Below are 12,570 nucleotides of genomic sequence, written 5' to 3'. Positions count from 1 at the left end.
GATGACTCCTGATGAGATCAAACAGGCGCTGACGGCGTGTGTCGTCGGCAAGACGTTCACGGGGCCGGACACGCTGTTCGGATCCGCGACGCTGCAGGCGGTGTTCGATGCGTCGCTGCCGGACGGCCGGCTGGTGATCGGCGAGGCCATGCTGGCGGAGAGCAGCGATTCGGTGAGCATCACCGGGGTCGGACAGGGTCCGTTCGCCACGATGGCGGTCACGGCAACCTTCACCCCGAGCGGCGACGACGACGTCGCGGTGGTCGTGACCGGCCGCAGCACCGGCGGTTGGGACTTCGCGTCGGCGTTTCCGAGCCTGAAGGATTCTCCGCTCGGCAGTCTCATCGTGCCGCGCGGCGCAAGCCTGGTGCTGACAACGATCCCGCCTGACGGCGCGACTGGCGCGCTCGTGTTCGACGGCGCGGTCAATGTGGCGGGCGGGCTGTCCCAGGTGGCGAAGCTGGTCGGATCCGTTGCCAGCCTCACCTTCGGCGGGCCGATCACCTACGCGTCCGGCACGCCGGCCTTTGTGCTGAAGGCGCCAGTGGCCGCGCCGTTCACGCTCGGCCCGCTGCACCAGCTCGGCTTCACCGCGCTGCTGACGGCGGGCAGCGCCGCCGCGACGATCGCGCTCGAGACCACGATCGCGATCGATCTCGCCGGCGGCCAGGTGACGCTGCCTGCGTCCCTGAACGTCACCGGGAATGGCCCGGTCGATCTGGTGATCACTGCACCCAGCGCCTCCGCGGTGTCGATCGAGAATCTGCTGCCGTGGGCGCTCGGCGGCAATCTGCACGCGCTGCTGCCGCCGCCGGACCAGTTCGACCCGACCGGCGCGCTGACGCTTCAAAGCCTCGCCTTCACCATCGACCCGACCGTGCCGAAACTCAACGAGGCGACGTTCGAGCTCGCGACCGGCAAGACCTGGAACTTCGACAGCAAGGTCGCGGTGAGCGGCATCGGGATGACGCTCAAGGTGGACGCCAGCTCCGGGCAGCCGCAGCCATCGGGTACGATCGACGGCGTCATTGCGATCGGCAATCAAGGCAACATCTGCACGCTCGACGCCAGCGCCGCGCTGCCGGACGGCACCTTCAGCGGCAGCCTCGATGCCGCGAGCAGGACGCCCAACGTCGCAGCGCTGGCCGGCTATTTCATCGGCGATGCCGGCCTGCCGGAGATCGACCTCAGCGCCCTCGCCTTCTCGGCCACGCCGAAGACCCGCACTTACTCCCTCTCCGCCTCCTTCACCTCGACCTGGAGCCTGCAGATCGGCGCGCACGGCCTTGCGATCACCGGCGCCTCCATCCAGCTCGGCAACGACGGCGACGGCATCACCGGCCAGGTCCAGGGCACGCTGGTGCTCGACAGCAACAATCAGTTCGAGGCGACCTATACGCTGCCGGGCAGCTTCTCGATCTCGGCGCAGATCCCCACGATCGCGCTCTCGACCGTGGTCGCAGCCTTGTGCAAGCCACTCGACGTCTCGCCGCACGGCTTCGATTTTACGCTGACCGACAGCTCCGTGCTGCTGCAGAAGACCAAGGACGAGTTCAAGCTGCTGCTCGGCACCCAGCTGGCATCCTATGGCAGCGCCGCCTTCGTCGTGCAGGACAATGCCGGCTGGGGCTATGCCTTCGGCATCGACCTCGCGCTCGGCAAGCTCGACCAGCTGCCGGCGCTGTCGGTGCTGAAGCTGATCGACGATGCCTTCGGCCTGACCGAGATCCTGCTGATCGTCGGCAGCGTCACCGACAGCGGCTTCTCGTTTCCGGCGTTGTCGGAATTCGACAACCCCGCGATCAAGTCCAAGGCGATCACCTCGCCGGCCTGGACCAGCGGCGTCGTGGCCGGCCTCAACATCTACGCCCTGATGAACCCGGCCGAGAGCAAGGCGCTGGGCGCGCTGTGCAAGCTCGTCGACTTCTCCGGCACCTTCGCGGCGACGCTGTGGGTGCCGACCGACCCATCGACCAGCCAGCTCAGCGTCGCGCTGGCGGGCAGCATCAATTCCAACATGGCGCTCGCCGGCGCCAAGCTCGTGGCCAAGCTCAATGCCGGCAATCTCACGCTCGGCCTGCAGGCGACGATCCCGACCACGATCGCCGAGCAGAAGCTCACCTTCACGGTCGAAGCCGACTTCGAGGCGAACGGCTTGTTCATCTCCGGCAGCACGCCCGACAGCATCACCTTCGTGGTGGTGAGCCTGGGCGCACTGGCGATCGAGCTCGGCGTCGACGACGAGGGCATTCCCAGCATCGGCGTCGCCGGCAGCATCAAGGTCGCGGATTTCGACAGCTCGATCGCGATCTTCTTCAACTCGCAGAATCCAGCCCAGAGCCTGCTGGCGGGATCGATCAGCGACGTCGATCTGCTCGAGGTCATCGAGCCGATCGCCGGCCTCGCCCGTCAGAGCGTGCCGCCGCAGGTCCAGGATCTGCTCAAGCTGTTCGCGCTCAAGGGCACCGCGCGGTTTTCCATCGACGGCGCGTTGTCGTCGGCGCTGAAGGACCGCGACGGCGCGGCGCTGATCAAGGCGTTTGCCGAGGCCAATCCGCCGGTCATCCTCAATTCAGACCCGCGCAACATCTCGATCCTGAGCGGCGGCTCGGAGACAAGCTGGTCGCTCACCGACCTCGCGTCGCTGACGCACTACCATCTCGCCAAGTCCGGCGACACCATCACCGTGACCAGGGAAGCCCAGGTGAAGTTCGTGCCGCAGACCACGCAGATCGGCAATCTGCCACCGGTCGCGATGGGCTATGCGATGTCCGGCGAACTTGATGTCTACGGCATCACCGGCATCGTCGACATCGACATCGAGCCGAAGACCGGCCTCAGCATCGAGGCCAGCCTGTCGCCGATCAAGCTTGCCGGCGGCAAGCTGCTGTCGGTCACCGACGATCGCGACGCCGGCAAGGGGCCGTTCCTGTCGCTGTGCAGCTACACGAAGAACGGCAGGCCGCCGCACGCGGTCGCCCACGGCAAGATCGATCTGCTCGGCCTCGTCGGCGCCTCCGTCGACATCACCATCTCGCCGAGCGGAGCGGCATTCGAGCTGGCCTCCAACGCGCCCGTCTACAGCTACGACATCAAGGGCGCGATCACGGGGCCGACCACCATGAATGCCGGCGGCACTGCGTCGGTGGGCCTGAACCGCATGCTCAATCTCGGGCCGCTCGGCAGCGTCACGATCGACACCCATGTCGGCGGCAGCATCACGGCGGCGCTGAACGGCAGCGATGCCAGTGCGGGATTCTCCGGCAACTTCACCTTCCAGTCGCAGGGCTTCAGCGTGGGTCCGGTCAAGCTCGACATCGACGGCGCGTCGCTGAAAAATCTCGCCGAGACCGTCGCGGCCGCCGCCTCGACCGCGATCACCAACTGGCTCACCGCCAATCTCGATCCGAGCCGGTGGCTGAACTGGGTCAACAGCGCCGTCATCCCGTCGGTGAAGCAGAATGCCCAGCAGGTCGGCGCGGTTCTTGGCGGTGTGTTCAAGCAGGGCGCCGACAACATCGCCAGCGAGACGCGCAATGTGCTGAACTATCCCGCCGATGCCACCGCCACCGCGCTGCATGCCGCCAATGTCGGCGCCGACGACGCGATCCGCGCGATGACTCAGGCAGGCTATCTCGCAAAGGACGCCGTCAGCGCGGTGGAGAGCATCTTCAAGGGCGTCCACATCGACATCGGCCTGCATCTCGATACGCCTGGCGGCCCGCATGTGGACACCGCGACGCCGCCGCATGGCGACACCGCGCCCCATGCCGATACGCCGGCAGGCCCGCATGTCGACGCCCATGGCGATACCTCGCATTTCGGCATCCATGTCGACACCGGCCACGGTGATTCGGCGGTGCCGCCGCATGTCGACACCCGTCCGCATATCGATACGCCGGCAGGGCCGCATACCGATGGTGCGGTGCCACCGCACGGCGATGTCGGCCATGTCGATGTCCGAACGTGAGCGCGGAGATTCCATCATGCATCGCCAGTCCATGATCAGCGGCCGGGGAGACTGACCATGGGCGTCGAGCTGCGGCCGTTCGGGGTGGCGTGCAACCTCGCCTGCACCTACTGCTATCAGAACCCTCTGCGTGAAGCCGGCAATCTGCGCCAAAGCTATGACATGGCGAAGATGAAGGCCGCCCTCGATCGCGAGGGATCGCGCTTCATCCTGTTCGGCGGTGAGCCGCTGCTGATGAAGCTCGCCGATCTCGAGGAGCTGTTGGCCTATGGCCACGCGCGCCATGGCGGCAGCGGCGTCCAGACCAACGGCGTCCTCATCAATGACGCGCATGTCGCGCTGTTCAAGCGCTACAACGTGCAGGTCGGCATCTCGATCGACGGCCCAGACGAACTCAACGATGCCCGCGCCGACCGCAAGCGCGCGGGCACCCGCCACAGCACCGCGGCGGTGCAGGCGGCGATCGAGCGGTTGTGCCGCGAGCACCAGCCGCCGGGGCTGATCGTCACGCTGCATCGCGGCAACGCCTCCGCCGCGATGCTGCCGCGCATGTTCGACTGGATGCGCGAACTCGATGCGGCCGGCGTGCGCAGCGCGCGGCTGCATCTGCTCGAGGTCGACGACGCCACCACCCGCGACACGCTGGCGCTGTCCGTGCGCGAGAATGTCGCGGCGATCCTGGGCTTTGCGCGGCTGCAGGACGAACTGAAGGGTCTTCGCTTCGATCTGATCGAGGAGATGAAGCGGTTGCTGTCCGGCGACGAGCGCGGCGTCTCCTGCGTGTGGCGCGCCTGCGATCCGCTGGCGACGGCGGCGGTGCGCGGCATCGAAGGCAATGGCCAGTCGAGCAATTGCGGCCGCACCAACAAGGATGGCGTCGATTACCTCAAGGCGGACAGCAGCGGCTATGAGCGCAGCATCGCGCTCTATCACACGCCGCAAGCCTATGGCGGCTGCCACGGCTGCCGATTCTTCCTGATGTGCAAAGGCCAGTGCCCGGGCACCGCGATCGGCGGCGACTGGCGCAACAGGACCGAGCATTGCGCGATCTGGATGGCGCTGTTCGCCACGATCGAGAATCAGCTGATCCGTGCCGGCGAGACGCCGCTGTCGATCCACCCGCTGCGCGAACAGCGCGAGATCGCGGCGCTGTCGCGCTGGGGCACGCAGACCCGCGTGGAGGTTCGAGCATGAATGCGCTCCCAGCGCGCGCCGACGGCGTGCCGCTCGGCTTCCGGCTGTCGCCGTTCTGCCGCACCGCCTGGGTCAGCGACGCCGCGCGCGCCCAGTGGCAACCGAAGCTCGCGGCCATCGAGACTTCGCTGGAGGATCTCGCCGTGCTCGCGGCCCGCGATGCCCCTGCGGGCCTCACCGCCGCCGTGCGCCCCTGCTCGCTCGATCGGCTGCGCGACCTCGCAGCGCACCACGCCGTGGGTCTCACGACCCGGCCGATCAATCCGGCTCTGATCCCGCACGCCACCGCCCGCGGCCTCTCCGGCCGGATGCTGGTGCAACTCCGCCCGGCCTGCAGCCCGCAGCAGGGCGAGGTCGACGGCGGCATGCGCGACCCCTGCTGCGGCCATCCCGCCGCCGGCTGGAGCAGCCCCGACCCGATTTGGCAGACTGCAACCGCAACACCGACCGACTGTGCCGCCTCGCACACCCTTCACATTCCCTGCACGCCGCTCGCCAACCCGCTGCTCGCCCCGCTCGGCCTGATGCTCTCGCTGCGCTGGCCGTGCTGCTTCGGCTGCCCCACGGCAGCCGCCGACGCGCGCGCGCTGATCGCGCTCGGCAGCGCCCACGGCCATGCCGACACCATGGCCCTGCTGGAGCACATTCTGTCCTGGCCGATGAGCTGGACCGCTCTGCACGGGATTGCCGAGATCAAGACCCCGGTGTTCCGTCTCGTTCGCGACACCGTTGCGACCGGCGAGTTGCTGCGCGTCGACCATGATGGCGGCGCGATGCCCGACCATGCCGCACGGGGCCTGGGCCATCCCTTCCGCACCCGCGCCGGGAGCCGGGCATGAGCACGAACATCGACTGGCGCCGTATCGCCGCGCCGCAGGCCGACGGCTACGACACCGATATCGTGGTGGCCCTGGCCAGCTCCGGCCCGTCGCTGCTGCGGCCGATGCCCTGGCAGCGGCGGGCCCCCGACGGCGCACCGACGTTGTTCGGCGGCAGGGTCGCCATCCGCAACCGCGCCGAGCCGGGTCTGGCCCCGCCGCGCTACGCTCCGGCTGCGCCCGATCATCCGCATCTCGCCATCGCCGAAGCGTTGCTCGACGCCTGGCCCGAAGCGGCGGCGCAGGTGCCGCGGCTGCTCGACACGATCGAGGTCTACACCGACACCAGCATGCCACCGGACATCTGGCTGCGCGTGCCCGGCTCCTCCAGCCATTCGCTGGAAGCTGAGTTCGGCACCATCATGGTCACGATCGACAGCCCGATCGCGCTGGCCCAGGCCATCGTCCACGAGATGGCTCATCACAAGCTGCGCGCGCTCGGGGTCTCGTTGGAGCAGGCGCAGCGGCTGATCACCAACGACCCCGCCGCGCTCTATCGCAGCCCGATCATCACCACCCGCAGGCGGCCGATGACCGCGGTGCTGCACGCGCAATATTCGTTCATCCACGTCACCGCACTCGACGTCGCCATCCACGATGCGACCGCCACGCCCGCGGATCAGAAGCGCCTCGCCCTGTTCCTGCTCGCCCGCAACGTCCCCCGCATGGAAGCCGGGTTCGAGGAAATCAGGGCGCACGTGCAGACCGACGCGAACGGCGCGGTCTTCATCGACGCCTTCATGACCTGGTCGAGCCAGGTCCTGACCCGCGCCCGCGCCATCCTCGAGGTCAACGGCTTCGGCACGCCGGCCCTGTGACCGACCAACAACGAGATCCGACTGACGGATCGAACAACAGGGCGGCCTCAGCGCGGCGCTGCCCACCTGCGGCAAATGTGCCCTTGAGACCGGCAACGCCGGGATGGACGCAAGACGAATCCTCCCTCATCCTGCCAGTTGATGATCGCGACGAACGGGCCCGAGAGCCTGCGCGCGATCGGCGGCCGCATCGGCCGGACGAGGACACGACACAGGGAGGACAGGCCATGCGGATTCCTATGGGCATTCATCTGCTCGATCGCGGCATCGGCAGCGACTATCCGACATTCGCCAGCACGGCTGACATCCGCGCCTTCGAGCAGACGCCGTACAACGAGCGCATCGCCGCACAGAGCACCTATGAGGCGCTCAAGTGCGGCGCCTCGGCCAATCCGGATGCGCCGGCGATCCAGTTTCTTCCCAACGCCGACCCGGCCGACACGCCGGTCGTGATCTCCTATCGCGACTTCGTCGCGCGGGTGACGCAGGCCGCCAACATGTTTCATGCGCTCGGCATAGGCCCCGGCGACGTCGTCAGCTTCATGCTGCCGCTGGTGCCCGACGCCTTCGTCACGCTGTTCGGCGCCGAGGCCGCGGGGATCGCCAACCCGGTGAATCCGCTGCTGGAGCCGCACCAGATCGCCGAGATTCTGGATGCTGCCAAGACCAAAGTGCTGGTGACGCTCGGCCCCCTGCCCGGCACCGACATCTGGCAGAAGGTCGAGAAGGTGCGCGGCCGCCTGAAACACCTCACGGCGATCGTGCAGGTACATGGTGGCGGCGACCCGGGCAACGGCATCCACGCCTTCAACGACCTGATCGGGCCGCAGCCGAGCGATCATCTCGTCAGCGGCCGGCAGATCAAGGCCGGCGACACCGCCGCCTATTTCCACACCGGCGGCACCACCGGCACGCCGAAGCTGGTGCGTCACAGTCATGGCAACCAAGTCTATCAGGCCTGGGCGATCAACCTGGTGCTGAAGGCCAAGCCCGGCGGCACCTTGCTGTTCGGCATGCCGCTGTTCCATGTCGGGGGATCGCTGACCCAGGCGCTGCAGACGCTCTCCGCCGGGGGTTCGCTCGTGGTGCTGTCGGGCGCCGGCTGGCGCAATCCGAATGCGGTGCGCAACATCTGGGGCCTGGTCGAACGCTTCAAGCCGGAGACGCTGTCGAGCGTGCCGACGGTGCTGGCGGCGACGCTCGCGGTGCCCCGCGGCAACGCCGACATTTCCAGCCTGCGCTACGCCGCCGGCGGCGGCTCCGCGATTCCGGTCGCGGTGGGCCAGGCGATCATGGACAAGCTGAAGCTGCCGGTGGTCGAGGTCTACGGCATGACGGAGACGGCGAGCGTCCACACCATGGCCTATCCGGACCAGCCGATCCGGCTCGGCTCGGTCGGCCTGCCCGTGCCTTACGCGAAAGTGCGCATCGTCAAGCTCGATGCCGACGGGCGCTACGAGCGCGACTGCGCGGCGGATGAGATCGGCGTCGTCATCATGGCCGGGCCCGGCGTGTTCTCAGGCTATCTCGACGACGCCCACAACAAGGGCGCCTTCATCGACGGCCACTGGGTCAATTCCGGCGACCTCGGCCGGCTCGACGCCGACGGCTTCCTCTGGATCACCGGCCGCGCCAAGGACCTCGTGATCCGCGGCGGCCACAACATCGATCCGGCGCCGATCGAGGAGATCCTGTTCCAGCATCCGGCGGTCGGCTTCGCCGCGGTGGTCGGCCAGCCCGACGCCTATGCCGGCGAGCTGCCGATCGGCTACGTCCAGCTCAAGCCGGGCGCTGCCGTGCAGCCGGGCGAACTCGAGGACTGGGTGCGCGCGCGCACCCCCGAGCGCGCCGCGGTGCCGGTGCAGATCATTCCAATCGACCCGATGCCGGTGACCGGTGTCGGCAAGGTGTTCAAGCCGCAATTGCGCTGGGACGCGGCGACGCGCGTGTTCACCAAGGTGCTGTCACAGCTCACCGACCGCGGCATCGATTGCAGCGTCAAGGTCGGCGCCCACGGCAGCCATGGCAGCCTCGCCACGGTGACCCTGCGCAACGTGCCGGCGGAACAACGCGAGGCGATCGAGAACGAAGTGCACACGCTGCTGGCGCCGTTCGTGATCCGGCATGAGGTGGTGATGGGGTGAGGCCTGCCCGGCGTTGATCGCGGCGGTCGCGTTCTGACATCATGGCGACGGGATTTGCTCCGCTCGGCTCCACGCAGATGAACGAAACCGACATCACCATCGCGGTCGAAGATGCCAGGCAGCCTGGCGTGGCGGCCCTCATGGCGGAGGCCGACGGCTATCTGCAGACGCTTTACCCTGCCCAAAAGCGACACCCTGTCGACGCCAACGCCCTTGCGCCGCCCGGCGTTGTCTTCCTCGCGGCGCGTCGCGACGGATCGCTGCTCGGCTCGGTCGCTCTTCGGCCGATTGCTCCGGGACATGCAGAGATCAAGCGGCTGTTCGTGCGCGAAACGGCACGCGGATGTGGGCTCGGACGCAAGCTGGTCACGGCTCTGGAAGACGAAGCCCGAACTCGCGGGATCGACCGCGTCAGTCTCGAAGTCGGCATCAGACAGCCGCAAGCGATGGAGCTCTATCGCAGCTCCGGCTATCAGGATTGCGGGCCTTTTGGCCAATACAGAGCCGATCCGCTCAGCCTCTTCATGACGAAACGGCTGCGGCTTGATCTCGCGATTGAACAATCGGTGTGAATGCCGAATGGCACTAAGCTACCGAAGGGTTGCGAGCAGCCCATCCCCCTTGTCTCGGCTGGCCTTCTGAACTAGGCCTTAACCATCAGACCAGCCGACAATGCTGGCCGGGGATCGAAGGGGAGGCGATCCGCACGCGTAGCGCCGTGCCCGCATTCCCTTGACCTGCTTTCGAGTTCACGCGTGACGGACCCATGCCCATGACCGACCTTCCTGTCCTCATCGCCGGCGGCGGCATCGGCGGTCTCGCAACCGCACTCACCCTGCAGCAGATCGGCGTGCCCTGCATCGTCTATGAGAGCGTGCGCGAGATGCGGCCGCTCGGGGTCGGCATCAATCTGCAGCCCAATGCGGTGCGCGAGCTCTACGATCTCGGCATCGGGCCTGATGATCTCGACCAGGTCGGCGTGCCCGCGCAGGAATGGGCGCTCGTCGGCTTGAACGGCAACGACATCTACTCCGAGTCGCGCGGGCTGCTTGCCGGCTACAACTGGCCGCAATATGCCGTGCATCGCGGCAAGCTGCACATGCTGCTGTACAGCCGGCTGGTGCAGCGCGCGGGCGCACAGACCGTGCGGCTCGGCAGCCGCGTGAGCGGCTATCAGAAGAACGCCGACGGCAGCGTGACGGCGCGCGTCGAGCATGCCGATGGCTCGCGGTCAGAGCAGCGCGGCCGGCTGCTGATCGGCGCCGACGGCATTCATTCGGCGATCCGCGCCCAGATGCACCCGGCGCAGCCGCCGATCCATTGGGGCGGCGCGGTGATGTGGCGCGGTGTCACCCGGGCGAAGCCGATGCGCACCGGCTCGTCGTTCGTCGGCCTCGGCACCCATCGCCACCGCGTCGTGGTGTATCCGATCTCGCATCCCGACCCGAAGACGGGGCTGGCGCTGATCAACTGGATCGCCGAAGTGACGATGGACAACACCGAGGGCTGGAAGCAGACCGGCTGGTTCCGGCAGGTGCCTGTCAGCGAATTCGCGCATCATTTTGCCGGCTGGACCTATGACTGGCTCGACGTGCCCGCACTGATTGCGGGTGCCGACGGCGCCTATGAGAACCCGATGATCGACCGCGATCCGGTGCCGACCTGGGTCGACGGCCCGGTGGCGCTGATGGGCGACGCCGCGCATGCGATGTATCCGACCGGCAGCAACGGCGCGAGTCAGGCCATCGTTGACGCCCGCGTGCTCGGCACCATGCTGCTGGCCCACGGCGTGACGCCGGCCGCGCTCGCGGCCTATGACGACAAGCTGTGCGGCCCGATCTCGCAGGTCATCCTGCGCAACCGCGGCGCCGGCCCGTTCGGCCTCCTCAACATGGTCGACGAACGCTGCGGCGGCACGTTCACCGATATCGACGACGTCATCCCGCCGGCCGAGCGCGACGCCTTCATGGCCGGCTACAAGAAGGCCGCTGGCTTTGCGATCGAGCAGCTCAACGCGGCGCCGCGGACGATTGCGGAAGGGGCGCGCGTCGACAGCCTGGCCACGATCTGAGCCGCTTCCGTCAGCGGCGTGATCTGAAGCGGTGCATACGAGCCAGTCGCCGAAACGGCAGCCAGAGACCGCGATGATTCGACGATGGGGCCGACTTTCCCTGGTCTTCGCGTCCCTGATCCTGTCGGATCAGTCCGGGGTTGCCGCCGACTGCAGCAACAGGCGGGCAACCTCACAGCTGGTCGGGCCAATGATCATGGCCGGCTTCTTCGGGACCAAGGCATCGGATCCTGGATTTCATCAGGTCCTGGCCGATTTGGAAGAGGGGCTGATCGGCGGGGTCGTCATCCTCGGCCGCAATGTCGAAACGCGAGATGATCTCATCGCGATGATCGACCGGATCCGATCCTGCAAATGCGCGGCTCCTCCCTTCATCGCCATCGACGATGAAGGCGGCACCGTCGAGCGCCTCGGCCCCAACATTGGCCTTGCGGCAACGCCTTCGGCCGCGGAGATCGCCCACGGCTCGGTTCCGGCGGCGCGCGCGGCTTATGCAGCTCTTGCCGAGAAGCTCGCGGCGCTGCACATCAACGTGAACCTCGCGCCGGTGGTCGACCTCAACACCAACCCGTCGAACCCGATCATCGGACAGCGGCAACGCAGCTATGGCAGCGACGCTGCCACCGTCGTCCGCTATGCGGCGGCCTTCATCCAGGCGCACCGCCAGCAGGGCGTCCTGACGGTGCTCAAGCATTTTCCGGGGCATGGATCGTCGACCGCCGACAGCCACGCCGGCATTGCCGACGTCACCACCACTTGGTCATCAGCCGAGTTGAAGCCTTACAGGCGCCTGATCCGGCGAGGGCTGGCCGAGGCGGTCATGGTCGGACATCTCGCCAACGCCCGGCGATGGGGCGATGTCGCAACCCAGAGCGGCGCGCATGCGGTCGATCGTCTGCTGCGCCACGACCTCCACTATGACGGCGTGGTCATGACGGATGACCTCGCCATGAAGGCCATCCTCGACGCGAAGTCGCCGGCCGCCGCCGCCATCGATGCGGTCAAGGCCGGGGTCGACATCATCATGTTCACGAAATTCAGCGACGAGGACCAGACCTCCGATGTCGGCCGTGAGATCAACGGCGCGCTGACCGCGGCCGTCTGCTCCGGCGAACTCGAGACCGCCGCGCTGCAGCGCTCCGCCGCGCGCATTCGAAAATGGAGATTAGGCTGGGCGCAGCACGGCCGCAAACATTCCCAGCGCCACGCCAACGCCGTTGGGCGTAGAACCGGCTTCCCATATTCGCAAGCGGACCTGAAGTAGCACGCTGGAGTCTGTAGCTATGGATCCCGGCGTTCGCCGGGAGGACATTGGAAGGTTTGCCCGGATCGTGCCGAACTCACAGGGTCGTCCCCGCGAACGCGGTGACCCATAACCACCGGCCAATTTGAATGAGCACACTGGAGCTACCAGTGTGCCTCACTATGTCGCCCTGTGGTTATGGGTCCCTGCGTTCGCAGGGACGACAGTGATGATTTGGCGGACAGCTCGACC

At 67.4% G+C, this 12,570-nt stretch carries 8 protein-coding genes; all 8 read left to right on the top strand.

Features of this window, described 5'->3' with window-relative positions; genetic code table 11:
• The first annotated feature begins 1 nt into the window (after position 1).
• The 8 genes from ACQR1B_RS01720 to ACQR1B_RS01685 all read left to right on the top strand — a co-directional run bounded on the left by ACQR1B_RS01720 (position 2) and on the right by ACQR1B_RS01685 (position 12,339).
• Positions 2–3,970, top strand: coding sequence for a hypothetical protein (locus ACQR1B_RS01720; RefSeq protein ID WP_434831539.1), 3,969 nt, complete (start codon positions 2–4; stop codon positions 3,968–3,970).
• 57 nt (positions 3,971–4,027) lie between these two features.
• Positions 4,028–5,164: a radical SAM protein gene (locus ACQR1B_RS01715; protein WP_434831540.1), complete on the top strand. Its 1,137-nt coding sequence runs from the start codon at positions 4,028–4,030 to the stop codon at positions 5,162–5,164.
• Positions 5,161–6,003 (top strand): hypothetical protein, encoded by an 843-nt coding sequence (locus tag ACQR1B_RS01710; protein WP_434831541.1) that lies wholly within the window; start codon positions 5,161–5,163, stop codon positions 6,001–6,003. The genes ACQR1B_RS01715 and ACQR1B_RS01710 overlap by 4 nt, the downstream gene beginning before the upstream one ends.
• The gene (locus ACQR1B_RS01705; protein ID WP_434831542.1) at positions 6,000–6,860 is read left to right on the top strand and encodes an aKG-HExxH-type peptide beta-hydroxylase; all 861 of its coding nucleotides are present in this window, start codon (positions 6,000–6,002) and stop codon (positions 6,858–6,860) included. Before ACQR1B_RS01710 ends, ACQR1B_RS01705 begins: the two co-directional genes overlap by 4 nt.
• 227 nt (positions 6,861–7,087) lie before the next feature.
• On the top strand, positions 7,088–9,004 hold the full coding sequence (locus tag ACQR1B_RS01700) for an acyl-CoA synthetase (protein ID WP_434831543.1): 1,917 nt from the start codon (positions 7,088–7,090) through the stop codon (positions 9,002–9,004).
• A gap of 41 nt (positions 9,005–9,045) precedes the next feature.
• Positions 9,046–9,576 (top strand): GNAT family N-acetyltransferase, encoded by a 531-nt coding sequence (locus ACQR1B_RS01695; RefSeq protein WP_434831544.1) that lies wholly within the window; start codon positions 9,046–9,048, stop codon positions 9,574–9,576.
• A 200-nt stretch (positions 9,577–9,776) separates the two neighbouring features.
• Positions 9,777–11,075 carry a flavin-dependent oxidoreductase gene (locus ACQR1B_RS01690; RefSeq protein WP_434831545.1) on the top strand — a complete coding sequence of 433 codons (1,299 nt, stop codon included), beginning with the start codon at positions 9,777–9,779 and terminating at the stop codon, positions 11,073–11,075.
• A 196-nt stretch (positions 11,076–11,271) separates the two neighbouring features.
• Entirely contained in the window at positions 11,272–12,339 is a 1,068-nt protein-coding gene (locus tag ACQR1B_RS01685; protein WP_434831546.1) for a glycoside hydrolase family 3 N-terminal domain-containing protein, read from the top strand.
• The last annotated feature ends 231 nt before the right edge of the window (positions 12,340–12,570 follow it).

The organism is Bradyrhizobium oligotrophicum (assembly GCF_051168495.1).
Lineage (GTDB): Bacteria > Pseudomonadota > Alphaproteobacteria > Rhizobiales > Xanthobacteraceae > Bradyrhizobium > Bradyrhizobium oligotrophicum_A.
Note: the sequence above shows the minus strand (reverse complement) of the source record. Positions and strands in the feature narration are given on the sequence as shown.